General features: G+C 71.6%; 19 protein-coding genes and 1 tRNA gene. 7 read left to right on the top strand and 13 right to left on the bottom strand.

Annotation, left to right across the window (positions count from 1 at the left end; translation table 11 throughout):
• Positions 1 to 382: 382 nt before the first annotated feature.
• Positions 383 to 754, top strand: coding sequence for a PRC-barrel domain containing protein (locus tag ACZ6RT_RS09885; protein ID WP_399186279.1), 372 nt, complete (start codon positions 383 to 385; stop codon positions 752 to 754).
• 365 nt (positions 755 to 1,119) lie between these two features.
• Here ACZ6RT_RS09885 and ACZ6RT_RS09880 read toward each other — a convergent pair whose 3' ends face one another.
• Positions 1,120 to 1,713, bottom strand: coding sequence for a nucleotidyltransferase family protein (locus ACZ6RT_RS09880; protein ID WP_399186280.1), 594 nt, complete (start codon positions 1,711 to 1,713; stop codon positions 1,120 to 1,122).
• A gap of 67 nt (positions 1,714 to 1,780) precedes the next feature.
• Between ACZ6RT_RS09880 and ACZ6RT_RS09875 the strand changes: the two genes are divergently transcribed.
• Both ACZ6RT_RS09875 and ACZ6RT_RS09870 read left to right on the top strand, forming a co-directional pair.
• On the top strand, positions 1,781 to 2,293 hold the full coding sequence (locus ACZ6RT_RS09875) for a DUF6328 family protein (protein WP_470152857.1): 513 nt from the start codon (positions 1,781 to 1,783) through the stop codon (positions 2,291 to 2,293).
• A gap of 22 nt (positions 2,294 to 2,315) precedes the next feature.
• A complete protein-coding gene (locus ACZ6RT_RS09870) occupies positions 2,316 to 2,465 on the top strand; it encodes a GPGG-motif small membrane protein (RefSeq protein ID WP_184719841.1) in 150 nt (49 codons plus the stop codon).
• A gap of 236 nt (positions 2,466 to 2,701) precedes the next feature.
• On the opposite strand, the gene ACZ6RT_RS09865 is transcribed toward ACZ6RT_RS09870, so the two are convergent.
• Together ACZ6RT_RS09865 and ACZ6RT_RS09860 are read right to left on the bottom strand one after the other, a co-directional pair.
• A complete protein-coding gene (locus tag ACZ6RT_RS09865; protein WP_470152855.1) occupies positions 2,702 to 3,415 on the bottom strand; it encodes a metallophosphoesterase family protein in 714 nt (237 codons plus the stop codon).
• Positions 3,412 to 3,657, bottom strand: coding sequence for a BON domain-containing protein (locus tag ACZ6RT_RS09860; protein ID WP_344894681.1), 246 nt, complete (start codon positions 3,655 to 3,657; stop codon positions 3,412 to 3,414). The genes ACZ6RT_RS09865 and ACZ6RT_RS09860 overlap by 4 nt, the downstream gene beginning before the upstream one ends.
• Positions 3,658 to 3,802: 145 nt before the next feature.
• Here ACZ6RT_RS09860 and ACZ6RT_RS09855 point away from each other — a divergent pair, with 145 nt between their 5' ends.
• Positions 3,803 to 5,074 carry a glycosyltransferase gene (locus ACZ6RT_RS09855; RefSeq protein WP_470152853.1) on the top strand — a complete coding sequence of 424 codons (1,272 nt, stop codon included), beginning with the start codon at positions 3,803 to 3,805 and terminating at the stop codon, positions 5,072 to 5,074.
• A 291-nt stretch (positions 5,075 to 5,365) separates the two neighbouring features.
• On the opposite strand, the gene ACZ6RT_RS09850 is transcribed toward ACZ6RT_RS09855, so the two are convergent.
• The 9 genes from ACZ6RT_RS09850 to ACZ6RT_RS09810 form a co-directional block, all read right to left on the bottom strand.
• Positions 5,366 to 5,617, bottom strand: a complete 252-nt coding sequence (locus tag ACZ6RT_RS09850) for a DUF4235 domain-containing protein (RefSeq protein WP_399186284.1) — start codon at positions 5,615 to 5,617, stop codon at positions 5,366 to 5,368.
• Positions 5,618 to 5,738: 121 nt separating this feature from the next.
• Positions 5,739 to 6,005, bottom strand: coding sequence for a DUF6458 family protein (locus ACZ6RT_RS09845; protein ID WP_399186285.1), 267 nt, complete (start codon positions 6,003 to 6,005; stop codon positions 5,739 to 5,741).
• Positions 6,006 to 6,160: 155 nt separating this feature from the next.
• Positions 6,161 to 6,925, bottom strand: a complete 765-nt coding sequence (locus tag ACZ6RT_RS09840; RefSeq protein ID WP_470152851.1) for a DUF305 domain-containing protein — start codon at positions 6,923 to 6,925, stop codon at positions 6,161 to 6,163.
• Between the two features lie 90 nt (positions 6,926 to 7,015).
• Positions 7,016 to 7,891 (bottom strand): lytic polysaccharide monooxygenase, encoded by an 876-nt coding sequence (locus ACZ6RT_RS09835; RefSeq protein WP_470152849.1) that lies wholly within the window; start codon positions 7,889 to 7,891, stop codon positions 7,016 to 7,018.
• A gap of 304 nt (positions 7,892 to 8,195) precedes the next feature.
• Entirely contained in the window at positions 8,196 to 9,053 is an 858-nt protein-coding gene (locus ACZ6RT_RS09830) for a 3-methyladenine DNA glycosylase (protein WP_399186288.1), read from the bottom strand.
• 132 nt (positions 9,054 to 9,185) lie between these two features.
• Positions 9,186 to 9,262: transfer RNA gene (locus tag ACZ6RT_RS09825), tRNA-Lys, on the bottom strand.
• 655 nt (positions 9,263 to 9,917) lie between these two features.
• Positions 9,918 to 10,313: an OsmC family protein gene (locus ACZ6RT_RS09820; RefSeq protein WP_399186289.1), complete on the bottom strand. Its 396-nt coding sequence runs from the start codon at positions 10,311 to 10,313 to the stop codon at positions 9,918 to 9,920.
• 98 nt (positions 10,314 to 10,411) lie between these two features.
• Entirely contained in the window at positions 10,412 to 10,696 is a 285-nt protein-coding gene (locus ACZ6RT_RS09815) for a hypothetical protein (protein ID WP_470152847.1), read from the bottom strand.
• Between the two features lie 35 nt (positions 10,697 to 10,731).
• The gene (locus ACZ6RT_RS09810) at positions 10,732 to 11,793 is read right to left on the bottom strand and encodes an NADP-dependent oxidoreductase (protein ID WP_470152846.1); all 1,062 of its coding nucleotides are present in this window, start codon (positions 11,791 to 11,793) and stop codon (positions 10,732 to 10,734) included.
• Positions 11,794 to 12,115: 322 nt separating this feature from the next.
• Here ACZ6RT_RS09810 and ACZ6RT_RS09805 point away from each other — a divergent pair, with 322 nt between their 5' ends.
• Positions 12,116 to 12,484 carry a phage holin family protein gene (locus tag ACZ6RT_RS09805; protein ID WP_470152844.1) on the top strand — a complete coding sequence of 123 codons (369 nt, stop codon included), beginning with the start codon at positions 12,116 to 12,118 and terminating at the stop codon, positions 12,482 to 12,484.
• Positions 12,485 to 12,533: 49 nt separating this feature from the next.
• On the top strand, positions 12,534 to 13,940 hold the full coding sequence (locus tag ACZ6RT_RS09800; RefSeq protein ID WP_470152843.1) for an aromatic amino acid lyase: 1,407 nt from the start codon (positions 12,534 to 12,536) through the stop codon (positions 13,938 to 13,940).
• A gap of 79 nt (positions 13,941 to 14,019) precedes the next feature.
• Here ACZ6RT_RS09800 and ACZ6RT_RS09795 read toward each other — a convergent pair whose 3' ends face one another.
• On the bottom strand, positions 14,020 to 14,973 hold the full coding sequence (locus ACZ6RT_RS09795) for a LacI family DNA-binding transcriptional regulator (RefSeq protein WP_344894644.1): 954 nt from the start codon (positions 14,971 to 14,973) through the stop codon (positions 14,020 to 14,022).
• Between the two features lie 239 nt (positions 14,974 to 15,212).
• Here ACZ6RT_RS09795 and ACZ6RT_RS09790 point away from each other — a divergent pair, with 239 nt between their 5' ends.
• The gene (locus ACZ6RT_RS09790) at positions 15,213 to 16,202 is read left to right on the top strand and encodes an amidohydrolase (RefSeq protein ID WP_399186294.1); all 990 of its coding nucleotides are present in this window, start codon (positions 15,213 to 15,215) and stop codon (positions 16,200 to 16,202) included.
• The last annotated feature ends 96 nt before the right edge of the window (positions 16,203 to 16,298 follow it).

Raw genomic sequence — 16,298 nt, 5'->3', positions numbered from 1 at the left:
CCAACAGGCGTCGGTTCCATTTTCATAAGAATCGCGTTGTCCACCCTCCGCGATCGCCATTCCGGATCCGGCCGGCGGGGATCGGGACGACCGGCTCACGGAAAAGCGCCGGAAGAACGACCCCGGCGTGAGGACGACGCTCCGAGGCGGAATCGGACGCCCGCGCGGCGTTCCCGGCCGCGACCGGGGTGGGGAGCGGTGCCCGTCCGGACGAGAGGCTCACGGCCACCCGGCCGGTGTCGCCGGTCCGCGCCGGCACGTCCGTACCGGGGGTGAGGCACGGTGTTGTATCCCCTCCGACATGGGCAGACGTCGTTTAGGGCCCCTGCCCCGGGTACTGAAGCGGAGCCCAGAGAGTCACGTTCAAGGGAGATGTTCGACCATGCAGCCTGAACTCTGGAACTACCGAGCCGACGTCTACGGCCAGGACAGGACGCTCGACGTCGCCGGCTACCACGTCGAGGCCACCGACGGGAAGATCGGCTCCGTCGACGAGGCGACCTACGAGGTCGGCCAGAGCTACCTGGTCGTCGACACGGGGCCCTGGATCTTCGGCAAGAAGGTCCTCCTGCCGGCGAGCACGGTGACGCAGATCGACCCTCAGGAGCAGAAGATCTACGTCGCGCGGACCAAGCAGGAGATCAAGGACGCCCCCGAGTTCGACGAGGCCAACTTCAAGGAGCCCGCGTACCGCGACCGGGTCGGCGAGTACTACGGCCGCTTCCCCTTCGGCGGTGGACCGGGCACGTTCTGACGAGGACGACCCGGCCGGGAACGCCCTGACGAGGGCGAACCGAACAGGCACGTTCTGACGAGGACGTGCGGCCGGAGAGGTCCCGACCGGGCATGACGATCGACGAGGGCCCCGCCACGGCGGGGCCCTTCCCGTTCCCCGGCCCGTCCCGCTTCCCGTCCTTCTCTTCACGGAGCCGTCCCGCTCCTCCCGAAGGCGGCGCGGGCCCCCTCCCGGAGACGGTTCGGAACTCCCCCTGGAGACGGTACGCGCCCCCTCCCGGAGACGGTGCGAGGTCGTTCATGAAGACGGCGCCGCGGGGGGCGGCGCCGGTCGTTCGATTTCTTCTTCCGAGGGGCCGGAAATTCACACGCGGTTCACACTGTTCAGGGCCAGCTCGGGTCTCCCGAGGAGTCGAGGGGGCCGGGCAGGACGTCGAGGCGTTCGAGAAGGACGAGGAAGGTCGAGGCGTAGGGAGAGTGCTGCACGACGGAGGCGACGCGGTTCCAGTCGACCTGCTCGCGCAGGGCCCGTACCTGCGGAAGCAGCGAGCTGTAGTTGCAGCTGTGCTCCGAGAGCGGCAACAGCCATGAGATGACCAGGTCGGTCGCCTCCAGGACCGGCAGGATCACCGCCGACGCCTTCATCGGCTCGGCTCGTTTCAGCAGCTCCGGGGTCACCGGATGGTCGCAGATGGAGAAGATCAGATCCACCAGCCTGCCCTCGTCGTAGGCCTTGACGAGCCAGTCCTCGGGCGGCTTGGCCGTCTCGAAGCCCAGCTTGCTCAGCGCCTCCAGGGCGGTCGGCACGTCCTCCTGGGGGAGGACGAAATCAACGTCGTGCAGTGAAGGGGCGGCTCCGCGCGCGTACGCGGCACAGCCTCCCGCGAGCGCGAACCTGACGTCGGCGTCCTTCAGACCGCTGCTGGCCCGCTTCAGCGTCTCCAGGATCGCGTCGGTGACCTCGTGACTGTGTCCCATGGGCACTCGCGTACCCCATAACTCCGCAGCTAGGCATGGCAAACCCGACCCTGGGTAAACGCTGTTCATGATTCAGCCCGAACACGTACAAAAAGACGACCCGCATCCGGGAGAGAGTCGTAAGGAACGGGTCGACCGGGAGCTCGGAGAGCTGCTACAGGGGCTGCGCGTCGCGGTCACCGGTGTGCAGGTGCTGTTCGCGTTCCTGCTCACCGTCCCCTTCGCCCCCGGGTTCCAGAAGGTGGACGTGCTGGGACGCTGGTTGTTCTTCATCGCCCTGCTGAGCGCCGCCATCGCCTCCGTCTGCTTCATCACCCCCGCCGCCCAGCACCGCCTGCTGTTCCGCACCGGGTTGAAGGAGAAGATGCTGCACCGCTCCAACGCGCTCGGCATCGCGGGCGCAGGCTGGCTGCTGGTCGCGATGACCAGTGCGGTGGCCCTGGTCGCCGAGACCGTCATCAACGCCTGGCCCGCCGCGCTGTTCGGCGCGGTCGTGGCTCTGACCAGCCTTTGGTTGTGGTTCATCCAACCGATTATTGATCTGTACCGAACCGAGGATGATGAAGATGTTAAGTCGTGAATTGTGAGGGCAGAGGGCGGTTATGGCTACCTTGCTTTGGATCATCGCAGTCGTCCTCGTCATCTCCGGGATCTATGTCATCCTGGCCCGTCGCGACCTCCTGTGGGGGATCGTCCTCATCGTCCTCGGTTTCCTCGTGGGCCCCGGGGGTGTGAGCATCTTCAATGTCTGACGCGGGCCTCGCGCTCGCCGAACGCCAGGTGCGGACGTGGCGTCCGTACCCCGTCCCGTGTCGGCCTGACGCCGGCACACGAGTGAAGACCGGGCCTCGCGGCCCGTGAAAGAGCAGAACCGAAGTCGCCCCGAATTCCCATAGAAGCTTCGCGGGCCGGGTATCCCCCGGCCCGCTTCTTCTTGTCCGGATCCTTCGCCCGCCGAGGCGTGGAAAGCGCCCCGGCGGACGGGGTCCTACAGGCAGTAGACGGCGTACGCCTGGCCGAGCACCGGCAGGGCGACGTTGCGCACCCGGATGCCGCCCGGCGTCACGCCCCTCTCCGTACCGGCGTGCGCGTGACCGTGAACGATCAGGTCGGCGCCCTCGGCGTCGACCGCCTCGGCCAGCAGGTAGCTGCCGAGGAAGGGGTAGATCTCCAGCGGCTCGCCCGCCAGCGTGTCCTTGACCGGCGAGTAGTGGGAGAGCACGACCGTGCGGTCGGCCTCCAGTTCCTTCAGGGCCACCCGCCAGCGCTCCGCGATCCGCTTGGTGTGACCCACGAACGCCTTGATCTCGGGCTCGCCGAAGTCACTGGCGCACTTGCCGGCGTACCCTCCGCCGAACCCCTTGCCGCCGACCACGCCGAGCCGCACCCCGTCGATGTCGAGCACCGTGGCGTCGTCGTGCAGGACGTGGATGCCGGCGTCCCGCAGCAGGGCGGCGATCTCGGCGGGCAGGTCGGAGTGGTGGTCGTGGTTGCCCAGCACGGCGACCACCGGGATCGGCAGGTCGCGGAACTCGTCGGCCACCACCCGCCCCTCCTCCAGCGTGCCGTGCCGGGTCAGGTCACCGGCGAGCAGCAGGACGTCGGCGCGCTCCTCGATACCCTCGAGCCGCTTGCGGTACTGCCCCCGCAGGCTCTCGTCCAGGTGCACGTCCCCGACGGCGGCGATGCGCAGCTCTCTCACAGCTTCTCCTCCTTCCCCGGTTCCCGTACGTCCACGACGTCGATCTCGTTGTGGACGACCAGGCCGGGGGCCGCCTCACCGGCCACCTCGGCGATCAGGTCACGGCGTTCGGCAGCGGTGACCTGACCGCGCAGGTAGAGCTGGTCGCCCCGGACGTCCGCCCGGATGCCGAGTTCCGTGGTCCTCTCGTCCTCGGCGAGCGCGCTCTGCACGCGCGCCGCGATGTACTGCGGAGCCTCCATCGTCGAACTCCTCTCCGTCCGAAGCAGTTCGCCTTCCCACGTATGCCGAGGTCAAACACGTTTAAAACCCTCGGCAGGGGCAGCTGGGACGCGTGTGCCTAGGACGCAGGCACGGCTACCTCGTACCCCAGGAGGAGACGTGCCCATGCGGATCGCCATCGTGTCCGAACACGCCAGCCCCCTCGCGACCGTCGGCGGCGCCGACGCCGGGGGCCAGAACGTCCACGTCGCCGCCCTCTCGCGGGCGCTCGCCGGACGCGGGCACGAGGTGACCGTCTACACCCGCCGGGAGTCGCCCCTCCAGCGGGAGGAGATCGCCCTGGCCCCCGGGGTGACCGTGGTCCACGTCCCGGCCGGGCCCGCCGTGGTCCTGGCCAAGGACGACCTGCTCCCCTGGATCCCGGACTTCGGCCGCTGGCTCGCCCGGCGCTGGAGGTCGCGCGCGTCGGCACCGCCCGACATGGTGCACAGCCACTTCTGGATGAGCGGCCTGGCCGCCCTGGCCGCCGCGCGGGACGCCGGAGTCCCGGTCGCGCACACCTTCCACGCCCTCGGCACGGTCAAGCGGCGCCACCAGGGCGCGGCCGACACCAGCCCGCCCGAGCGCGTCGGGATCGAGACCACGGTCGCCTGCCACGCGGACGTGACCATCGCGACCTGCTCCGACGAGGTGGAGGAACTGCGCCGGATGGGCGTGCCCGGCCACCGGACGAGGGTGGTGCCGTGCGGCGTCGACGTGCGCGCCTTCACCCCCGAGGGCCCCCGGATGGACCTGGGCGCCGGGCCCGTCCTGCTCTCCATCGGCCGCCCGGTGCCCCGCAAGGGCGTGGACACCGCGATCCGGGCCCTCGCCGACGTCCCGGAGGCCACCCTGGTGATCGCCGGCGGTCATCCGGACGACCCGGAGACCGAAAGGCTCGCGCGGGTCGCGTCCGGCTGCGGGGTGGGCGACCGCGTCAGGTTCCTCGGCAGGGTGGACAGGGAGGACGTCCCGGCCCTGATGCGCTCGGCGGACGTCGTGGTGACCGTGCCCTGGTACGAGCCGTTCGGGATCGTGCCGCTGGAGGCCATGGCCTGCGGCGTGCCGGTGGTCGCCTCGGCCGTGGGCGGGCACCTGGACACCGTGCTGTCCGGCGTCACCGGCCTGCTGGTCCCGCCGCGCGAGCCGCACGCCTTGGGCGGCGCGCTGCGCCGGCTGCTCGCCGCACCTGACCTGCTGTCCGCGTACGGTGCCGCCGCGGCCGCCCACGCGCGGGCGCACTACGACTGGGAGGGCGTCGCCGCCCGTACCTGCGCCGTCTACGCGGAGGTGCTCTCCCGCCGGGCCCCCGACCGGCGGACCGGCGGCACCCGGCGAGGCCACGATCTCCCCGCGCGGCGGACCGGCCGCAGGCGGCCGTGCACCGGGGTCGCCTGACCCGGCCTCCGTCCGCGCCTACGTCCGCGCCTCCGTTCCCGCCGCCCGGCCGCCCCTGCGTCGTCCCGACGCTCCCCTCGCCCCCGCCGTCCCCGGCCCCCGGCTCGTACGGGACCGTCCCCGGCCCTCCGGCTCGTACGGGACCGTTTCCGTCCTCGGTTCGTGCGGGACGCGGAAAGGCCGTCCGGACGCGCGAGAGCCCCGGCCCTCCGTGGAGGGCCGGGGCTCCTGGCGCCGGACCGGTGTCACCGGCTCGACCGGTCTCAGCCGCCGGTGGTGGCTCTCATGGGATCACTTGCCGGTGGCCCTGTGAATGCTCCGTGAGGCGGACCGGTCGATCGCGGCCTTGACCACGCCGAAGATCGCCCCCTGGATGGCGGCGGCGACCAGGACCTCGCGCCAGCCGTACTCCTCGTTCGTCGCCTGAGGCGCGTCGTCCTTACCCGAGGCGAACTTCCAGACCTGCTTGAAGATGGCGCCGGCGATGGCACCACCGAGCATTCCGCTCGCGGCACTCGCGCCGCGGGATACGACCCTGCTCAACGTCCTGTCCTCCGTTCGCTTCTACCGAGAAAGGACGGTTACCCGCCCGGAGAGGTTCTTAACGGATCCGACCCGATCAAGGACCGGCGGATCTCCGCCCTGCCGTGGCTCCCCCGGGGGATCACACCACCGGCGGGTCGTTGTAGCGGCGCTCCTCGTAGACGCGGCGCTGGACGACCGGGTCGTCGATGACCGCGGTCGCCGTGGAGTCCGCCACCGCCCGGCGGGCGAGGCTGAGCCGGTAGACGGCGAACAGCAGCCAGGCGAGGCCACCGATCATGAGGATGACACCGACGACGTTGATGTCGAATCCGGCGATGTCGAACTCGACCGCCCACGTGAGGATGGCGCCGAGCATGATGAGAATGATGCCGCCTGCGATGGTCATGGGATCTCCTCCTTCGAGCCAACATCTGACCATCTATCCCCCACACGGATCTCAAACGTCACCGGCGGAGGCATGTCCCTGTCGGCGCCTTCCCGCGGCCGTCAGGCGGCCCGTCGTCCCGCGGGGATCCTCCCGCCGTACGGGCGGGCGGATCCCTACCGGCCGCGCAGGGCCAGCATCTGCGCGACCTGCGCGGTACGCGAGACGTCGACCCGCCTGGCCATCCCGGTGACCTGGGAGTGCAACCCGGTCGCCACCTCCACCTTGGCCATCTGGGAGGCGTCGTCCTGCTGGGCGATCATCATGTCCAGGAACCTCCTCTCGAACTCGGCCGGTGGGGCGGAGGTGAGCGCCTCGATCTCCTCCTGGCTCACCCCGGGCATCCCGCCGTGGGCGGCGTGCTCGTCGTCCTCCGCGGTCGCGGGCTGCCCCCAGGCGGCCAGCAGGGCGGCCATCGAGGCGGCCTCGCGCTCCTGGGTCACCCCGATCGCCTCGGCCAGCTCCCGCACCTCGGGACGGACCTCCCGCCCGCGGACCAGCCGCACCAGTCCGACCACCTGGGTGTTGTGCGGGACCATCATCTGCAGGAACATCACGTCCGGGGCGTTGAAGGCGACTCCCGCGGCGGTCCCGACCGGTGGCGCCGGAGAGGGGCTGGGCACTCCCCCGCCGGCCCCGGTCCCGTCGTGGCCGCCGTGCTCCCCGTGCCCGGACGCGCCGGACGGGGAGGTGCCCGGCGTACCGGACGCGGGGGCACCGGGCGTGCCGGACGCCGGGGCGCCCGTGGTGACCGTGGTGGTCGGGGCCGAGGCGCCGTGCGCTCCGTGACCCGAGGCGCCGCGGAGCTGCTGGACGTCGTGGGCGCCGCAGCCGGACAGCAGCAGGACGCCGAACACGACCGCCGGTACCGCACTCCTCATCGGAACTCCTTCGAAGGACGACGGACCCGGCCGGGACGGGCCGCGGGTCGCGGTCCGTTCCGGCCGGGTCTCACCGGGGCACGGACCGGATCAGAGACGCTGCCACAGGGCCGGGACGTTCGGCGGCTCCCAGCCGTCCAGCGCGGTGTGCGCCTGCAGGCACCGGTAGGTCGCGCCGCCGTAGGTCACCTGGGTGCCCGCCGTGTAGGCGGTGCCCGCCCTCCAGCTGCCACCCGGCTGGCTCGTCGGCGTCGGGGTCGGCGTCGGGGTCGGGGTCGGCTTCACCGTGGGGGTCACGGTCGGGGTGGGGGTCGGCGAGGGGCCGGGGCCACCGCCGCCGAACTCCACGTCGGAGCAGGTGTAGAAGGCCTCGGTGCTGCCCACGACGCGCTGCCAGATCGAGAAGAGGATGTGGCGGCCGCTCCGCTGCGGGAGGTTGATCGTCCAGTTGGTGAACTGGGTGGGGTTCTGGTTGTTGAAGGTCCTGATGTGCTCCAGGTCCGACCAGCGCAGCGGCTGGGACGGGTCATAGCCCTGCCGGGTGATGTAGAACTCGAAGTTGCTGTTCGCGTGCGGCGCGGTCGCGTGGTAGGTGACGGTCAGCGGGCCCGTGGAGACCCGGGTGGCGGGCCAGTCGGTCCTGGCCAGGTTGAGCCCGCGGTACTTGTCACGTCCCGCGCCGCAGAGCTGGCCGTCGGGGATGATCTGACGGTGGTTGCCGCCGGCCTCTAGGCGGGACACCTCGTGCCAGTCGTAGAACGCCTGGGTGCCTCCCGCCGCGACGGCCGCCTTGCAGGCCGCGGACTTGGCGGTCTCGGGACCTTCGGTCTTGCAGACGTAGGCCCGGCTGGGCGGGTTCGACATGGATCCGTGGGCGACGGCCGGGGCGGACGGCAGCAGGACGAGCAGTGATCCCGCGCTGACCACGGCGGTACCGGCAGTGATGATCTTGTTGCGCAAACGCACGTCGACTCCTCCAGAAAGGGGGAAATGGGAGGCGGAACATGTCCAACGGCCGACGGATAGCACGTTATTAACAAGAAACCTTACTAACAGTCCCCTTCCGGACGCCAGCCGTTCGGGAAGATTCCCTACGCGCGGGAGCCGCGCGCCACGCACAGCGACGCCCGGCCCCGTGATGCGACCGGCCCACCGGCGCAGACCGGTGGGCCGGTCACCCGATCGGTTGCTTCATGATCTTCTTCATGACCGCGACGCGCTCGGCCGGGTCTTCCGGAACGACGGCGGCATGCTCGGCGGGACGGGCCGTTCAGGTCAGGGCAAGCAGCCGGTCGCACTCCCGCAGCAGCCGCTCGCGCAGCGGGGCGGCCCGCTCGGTGAAGCCGCGCTGGGCGGTCACGTACTCCGCGCGCCCGTCGGTGGTCTCCACCTGGATGGGCCGGTACCCCAGGGCGCTCAGGTCGTACGGGCTGGCCCGCATGTCCACGGTCCGGATGTCGCGGGCCAGCGCGAAGCAGTCCGCGACCAGCTCGCTGCCGACCAGGGGCGACAGCTTGTAGGCCCACTTGTACAGGTCCATGTTGGCGTGCAGGCAGCCCGGCTGCTCCAGCTCCCGCTGGAGCTCGCGGGTCGGCTGGATCGTGTTGAGCGGGCGGGCCGGGGCGGTGAAGAAACGGAACGCGTCGAAGTGGCCGCACCGCACCCCGCGCCGGTCGACGATCTCCTCGATCCGCTCGGGAGAGAGCCTGAGCGGGAAGGAGGAGTGCCGGATCTCCTCCTCGGGCGTCCGGTAGACCATCGCCCACTCGTGCATCCCGAAACAGCCCAGGTGCGGCGGCCTGCTCGCGGTGGCGGCCAGCAGGTCCCGGATCCAGCCGATCACGGCCGTGCGCCGGGGCAGGACCTCGTCGAGATCCAGTACGGCGCCCTCGGCGCAGTCGCGGTAATGGGTCCCGAAGGAGCGGGCCCCGGCCAGGACCACACCGGCCCCGGGATGCCACTGCAGCAGGCGTCCGGGCCGGAAGCTGTAGTAGGTGAACAGGAAGTCCTCGACCGGATGGGCGACCCGCTCGCGGCCACGGCGCAGATGCGGCCCGATCCAGGCCCCGACCCGGTCCCGGTGCGCCAGATCCCGGCGCCGCCACTCCTGCTCGCTCAGCACTTCCATACCGGCATCGTAGGAAGCCCCGGCCGGCGAGCGGTAAACGGAGCCCGCCCGGTCACGCGCCCGCTCTCGCCGGGGAGCGCGCGGGAACGGGGAAAGCCCAGGCCGGACGTGCCGACCTGGGCTTTCTGATCGTGGTGCGCCGCCAGGGACTCGAACCCCGGACCCGCTGATTAAGAGTCAGCTGCTCTAACCAACTGAGCTAGCGGCGCCCGCAACGGAGGTAACTCTAGCAGCAGCCTCGACGCGCCCGCACCCCGGTTGATCTCGGATCGATCTCCCTCGCAACGCGCCGTCCGGCCGGTGCCTCGATCATCGTTCCGGCCCCGGACAAGACTCGGGGCCGGACAGTCCCCCAACTGTCCGACCCCGATCTCTTTGCGGGCTGTGCCTTCGTCTCCCCCAAGACTCCGGCGGCTCCGCTAGGAACGCGATCCCCCTCGCGCCCTTTATCCGGTGAAAGGCTCTTGCGGTTCCGGAGGCTTCCCAACCCCCTCGACCTGCAACCACACTACCTGGCCAAATGTAACGTGCGCGTCATCCAAAGGTTGATTTTGCGCCTACACCCAACCTTGACCCGGTATCACCGAAGGGCCGCCATCTCCGCCTGACACGCGAAAATCGGCCTCCGGAGCGTCGATCCCATTGGTTCGGGTTTCGATTTCATTGGTTCGGCGGCTATCGCCTGGCTCGTCCCGGTCGACAGCCCCGGCCGGTCGCCCGCCCCGGCCCAGAACCCCGGAACCGGAGCCCTGGACCCGGAGCCTTCGGCCGAGAGCCCCGGCCCAGAACCCTGAACCCAGAACCCTGGACCTGCAGCCTCCGGCCGGGAACCGGCCCGGAGCCCCGGGACCGCCCGGCGCCCCCTCAGGGGAGTTCGAGGCGGACCTCGGTGGTCTCCCTCAGGGCCCGGCTCACCGTGCAGTACTTCTCCTCGACCCGGCGGGCCACCGCGTCGAGGACCTCCCCGGCCTTCTCGTCGCCCTCGGGCAGTTCCACGTCGTAGGTGATGGTGATCGGCCCCAGCCGGGTGGCCTCGACCTTCTCGGCGTGCACGGTCATCGCCAGGCGGACCATGCGGTGACCGCGCTGGGCGGTCAGCGGCTCCACGGTGACGATGTTGCAGCCGCCGAGCGCCGCGAGCAGCAGCTCGACGGGCGTGAACGCCCCCTGCTCGTCACCACCGCCCATGGCGACCTCGGCCCCGCGGTCGTTGCGCGCCACGAAACCGTCCTCGGTCCGCTCCACACTCACCCGCGCCATGGTGTCCTCCCTCGGCCTGTCCCGGATGCTCGGACTGCCCCGGATCCGCCGATCACCCTACAGAGGGCCGGACATCGGGATGACCCGCGGGAAAGGGCTCAAGTCTCCGGATGTTTGGACAGGTAGTCGATGTAGAACGGCCGCAGCGCCTCGCCCAGCTCCCCGTGGCCCGAGGCCATGGCGTCGCTGAGCAGCGCCGAGACCCGGCTGAGGTCGTTGGTCGTCTGATCCTCGTTCCCCGAGGACGCCTCCGCCGCCGGGATCAGCGTGAGCAGCTCCCACAGGAAGCCGAGATCTCCGTGGTGCACGGCGTAGTGGACCGCGCGGTCATGCAGTTCCTGGGCCGACAGCGCCTCAAGCTCGTCCGTCTCCAACAGACCCACCCCCTCACGCCCCTTCTGCCCCCAGAATGCGGACGTCATGCGCGATCTCGGTACGTGCCTCGGTTGCCCAGCCGGACCACCATTTTTCCGGTGTTGGCGCCACCCAGCATGTCGATGAAGGCCGTGGGGGCGTTCTCCAGGCCGTCCACCACGGTCTCGGTGAAGACCAGCCTGCCCTCGCGGATCCAGGCGCCCACCTCGGCGACCATGTCGGGCATCCGGTCCAGGTGGTCGGAGACGATGAACCCGCGCAGGGTGAGCCGCTTCCCCACGGCCAGGCCCAGGTTGTCCGGGCCCGGTACGGGACCGGTGGCGTTGTAGGCGGAGATCGCCCCGCACATCGCGACCCTGCCGTACGTCCTCAGCGCGCCGATGGCCGCCCGCAGATGGTCACCGCCGACGTTGTCGAAGTAGAGGTCGATCCCGCCGGGGGCGGCCCCGGCGAGCCGCTCGTCGATCGCGCCGTCATGGTAGTCGAAGGCCGCGTCGAAGCCGAGGTCGTCGAGCAGGTGGACGATCTTCTCCGGTGATCCGGCGCTGCCCACCACCCGCGAGGCCCCCTTCAGGCGGGCGATCTGCCCGGCCAGGCTGCCCACCGCCCCGGCCGCGCCGGACACGAACACCACGTCCCCCTCCTTCAGGCCGGCGATGTCGAGCAGTCCCACGTACGCGGTCAGGCCGGTCGCGCCCAGGGCGCCGAGATGGACCGAGAGCGGGACGCCGGGCGTCTCCTCGACCGGGCGGGCCCGCCCGGCGTCGAGGACGGCGTACTCGCGCCAGCCGTACCCGTGGTAGACCACGTCCCCGGGCGACAGTCCGGGCGCGCGGGAGACGACGACCTCGCCGAGGGCGCCCCCGTCGAGCGGTTCGCCGATCCGGAAGGGCGGGACGTAGGACTCGCCCTCGTTCATGCGCCCCCTCATGTAGGGGTCGACGCTCATGAAGAGGTTGCGGACGAGGATCTCATCGTCCGCGGGGGCGGGCAGGTCGGTCTCGGCGAGCTCGAAGTTCTCCGGGACCGGCGGACCGGAGGGGCGCGACACGAGCCGTACCTCCCGGGAGACCGTACGGCCGGTGGACGATCTGTTCTCGGACATGTCCGCCCCTTCGCTGCCCCACCCCGTGATCCGGGCTTCTCACCTGGGCCTTCCCATCTCCGGACGGTTCTCCCCGTCCGCGGGCGGACGGTTCCTGCCGGGACTCGCCGCTTTCGCGACCACGTACGGTCACGGATGCGACACTCTCCACGGAACCGGGTTCCGGTCCAGCGGGCCGGTCACCGCGCTCGCGGCCTCCGCGGTGCCCGCCGAGGTCCGGCGGCTGCGCGGCGGTCCGGAAAACTCACCAGTATTTGTATATGTCCACCTTTGGAGTACGGATTCATCGTCCGTTTGATCATCCATGCGAGGATGCCGAAACGTGAAAATTCTCATCAAGATCCTGGCCGTGGCGGCCACCCTGTGGGCGGCGACCCAGCTCGTGGACGGCATCGCGGTCTCCGCGAGAACCCCGCTGAGGGAGATCGGCACGCTCGTCGCCGTCGCCTTCGTCTTCGGGATCGTCAACGCGGTCCTCAAGCCGATCATCAAACTGCTCGGCTGCGCCTTCTACGTCCTCACGCTCGGCCTGTTCGCCCTGGTGGTCAACGCGGGGCTGCTGCTGCTGACCAGCTGGATCGCCGAGCAGCTCCGCCTGCCCTTCCACGTGTCGGGGTTCTGGCCCGCGTTCTGGGGCGCGATCCTCATCGGCCTGATCAGCTGGGTGCTCGACCTGATCCTCGGCGACTGAGACGGCCGAGGCGATCGAGGACACCGAGACGACCCGGAGGACCGAGAAGATGACCTTCGTCCTTGACGGCGCCCACCTGACCTGCGAACAGGTCGACCGGGCGGCGAACGGCTCCGGGATCGAGCTGGGCTCCACCGCCGCCGCGGAGGCGGCCTGGCGGACGGCCGCCCTGCTCGACGGGCCGGTGTACGGCCGGACCACCGGCGTGGGCGCCAACAAGGACGTGGAGACCGACGGCTCCGGCCTGGACCTGCTCCGCAGCCACGCGGGCGGCGCCGGGCCGCCGATCGGCGAGACCCGCGCCCGCGCCACCCTCGTCGTCCGGCTCAACCAGCTCCTCGCCGGTGGCTCGGGGGTCGATCCCGCCCTGCTGCCCGTCCTGGCCACCGCCGTCAACCAGGGCCTGACGCCACCGATCCGCGGGTACGGCGCCATCGGCACCGGCGACCTGACCGCGCTGGCCACCACCGCGCTCTGCCTGCTGGGGGAGATCGCCTGGACGCCGCCGTCGGCGGGCCTGCCCTCGGCGGGCACCGGGCCCGGCGGCGGCCCGGCCCCGGGACGCAGCGGGGAGGCCGTGCCGCGTTTCGCGCTCGCCTCCTCCGACGCGCTGCCCTTCATCAGCTCGGGCGCGGCGACGCTGGCGGACGCGGCGCTGGCCTGTCACCGCCTGCGGCTCCTGCTGGCCGCGGCCACCGCGGTCGCGGCCCGTTCCTTCCGGGCCGTCGAGGGCTCGCTGGAGCCGCTCTCGCCCCAGGTGCAGCGCGGCCCCGAACAGACCTCGGTCGCCGCCGGCCTGCGGGCCCTGGTCGGGCTCACCACCCCGCGCCGCGTCCAGGACCCGTACGGGTACCGCGCCTTCCCGCAGGTGCACGGGGCGGCGCTGGACGCCCTGGGGCGGGCGGAGCGGACCGTCACCGAGGAGATGAACGCGTCCCCGGAGAACCCGCTGATCGCCGGGGGGCGGGCCTGGCACAACGGCAACTTCCACTCGGCGCGGGTGGCGCTGGCCCTGGACGCCCTGCGGGCCGCGCTCGTGCAGACCGCGACGCTCAGCGCCGCCAGGCTCGCCACCCTGAACGACCCCGCGCACACCGGGCTCCTGCCCTTCCTCGCCGAACGCCCCGGGCTGTCCGGGGTGATGATCCTGGAGTACGTCGCGCACTCGGCCCTGGGCGAGCTGCGCCACCTGGCCGCCCCGGTCACCCTGGGGGGTGCCGTGCTCTCGCTGGGGACCGAGGACCACGCGAGCTTCACCCCGCAGGCGGCCCGCTCCTCGCTCGCCGCCGTCGAACCGCTGGAGATCGTCCTGGCGTGCGAGCTGGTCGCCTCGGTACGGGCGCTGCGGCTGCGCGGGATCCCCTGCGACGTGCCGCTCGACCCGGCGACGGGCGACCGCCCGCTCGACGGCGACCTCGACGCGGCCCGCGCGCTGCTGGCCTCGCTGGCCCCCTGACCTCCCCGTTCCGATCACCGGCAGTCCGGGAGGGGTCTCGGGACGGTCGGCCGGACCCGCTGCCGGCCGGTCCGGCGCGTCAGCCCACCGAGCCGCGTTCGCGCAGCTGGGGCGACTGCACGATGCGACGGCGGCGGGTGTTGCCGTCGGCGGCGGCGACCACGATCCGGACGGCGGCGCGGACGATGCCGTCGATGTCCCAGTCGACCGTGGTCAGGCCGGGGGTGAGCAGGCCCGACATGGGGTGGTCGTCGTAGCCCATCACGGACACGTCCGACGGGATGCCCAGCTTCCGCTCGGCCGCGGCCGCGTAGACGCCGTAGGCGATCGAGTCCGCGAAGCAGAAGAACGCCCGGTGCCCGGCGTCGAGCATCTCACCGGCGACCCGGGTGGCCGCCGCCAGCGACTGCGGGGCGGTGACCGTCCCGATCTCCAGGCCCAGCCGTTCGGCCTCGGCCATGACGTGCACGTCGGCGGGCCGGTCGGGGGTGCTGGCCCGGGTGGAGGTGAGGACGGCCATGCGCCGGTGGCCTCGGCCGCGCAGGTGCTCCAGCGCGAGGGTGACCCCGGCCCGGTTGTCGAAGACGACCTCGCCCGCCGACCGTCCCCCGGCCAGCGCGTCGCCGATCGACACCACCGGCAGCCCGTCGCACAGATCGGCCCAGAGCGGCGCCGCCGGGTCGACCGGCTGCACGATCAGCGCGTCCACCCGCTGGTCGCGGAGCTGCCTGGCGAGCGTGTGCTCCCTGGCCGGGTCCCCCGCGGCGTCCAGGATCAGGGCGTAGCGGTCGTTGTCCTTGAGCGCGCGGCCGATGCCGACGGCCAGCGCCTGCTGCCAGAGGTCCTCCAGTGAGCCGCAGAGCAGGCCGATCATCCCGGTCCTGCCGCTGGCCAGCGCGCGGGCGATGGGGTCGGCCTCGTACCCGAGCTCGGCCGCGGCCCGGCGTACCCGCTCGATGGTCTCCTCCGAGACCTGCATGCCACGCAGGGCGTACGACACGGCGGCGGGTGACAGACCGGTGGCCTTCGCCACCTCGCGTATGGTCGCTCGTTTCCGAGGCTGAGGCATCGGTCCAGCCTATTGCCAGGGGCCTGCGGAAGCGTGCCGGAACACGATCACGGCTCTCGCGGGGATTGACAGCGCTTCGGGTGAAGCGGTTCACTGAAACGGTTCACTGAAACGCATCACATGGATGTGTGGTGCGGTGGGAGGGGTTACCTATATTCTAGGTAGGTAATACCTCGAAACACCGGAGAGGAGGGGATCGACCCATGCCCGTCGACGTTCACCAGCACCTGTGGACGCCCGCGTTCGTGGACGCGCTCAGGCGCCGCACGACCGCGCCCTTCCTCGACGGCTGGACCCTCCACCTGGAGGGCGAGCCCCCCTACCGGGTCGATCCCGCCGCCCACGACCTCACCCGCAGGCTGGCGCTGGACGCGGACCTCGACCTGGCCCTGGTCTCCCTGTCCAGCCCGCTCGGCGTCGAGTCGCTGCCGCCCGAGGAGTCCTGGCCCGTCATCGACGCCTACCACGAGGACGCCCTCGCCCTGCCCGCGCCGTTCGGCGCCTGGGCGGCGACCTGCCTCGGCGAGATCGACCCGGCGAGGCTGGCCAAGACCCTCGACACGGCCGGCGCCGGTCAGGACGGCGCGCGAGGTGCCGTCCAGGGGTTCACCGGACGAGGGTTCGCCGGCCTCCAGCTCCCCGCGACCGCGGTGTCCGACGCCGAGGGCCTGGACCGGGTCGCCCCGCTGCTCGACGTGCTCACCGAACGCGACCTGCCGCTCTTCGTGCACCCCGGCCCCGCCCCCGTCGCCCCCGTCGCCCCCGTCGCCCGGGCCGCCCGGGCCGCTTCCGGGCCCGGGGAGCCCGGCTGGTGGCCCGCGGTCGTGCCGTACGTGCAGCAGATGCACGCCGCCTGGTACGCCTTCACCGCCTTCGGCCGCGCCCGCCACCCCCGCCTGCGGGTCTGCTTCGCGCTGCTCGCCGGGCTGGCCCCGCTGCACTCGGAGCGCCTGGCCAACCGGGGAGGCGAGGGCCGCGGACGGGTCGACACCGACCTGTTCCTGGAGACCTCCTCCTACGGCCCGCGCGCCGTCGACGCGATCGTCCGCGAACTCGGCGTCGACGTCGTGGTCAGCGGTTCCGACCGCCCCTACGCCACCGCACCGGACCCCGCGCTCGGCGACGCCGCCTGGCACGCCATCGCGGTCACCAATCCCGGCCGTCTACTGAACGGAAAGGAGTCGCGCACATGAAGCAAACGAACCAGTCCCGGGGCCGCGAGAGCTGTGCGCCCCGGGCGACGTTCACCCGCGAGGGGCGAGCACGGGCCGGCGGGCCCGGTCCGCACG

The sequence above is a fragment of the Streptosporangium sp. NPDC050148 genome, assembly GCF_055586505.1.
The sequence above is the reverse complement of the archived record's forward strand: the minus strand, read 5'-3'. Positions and strand labels throughout refer to the sequence as shown.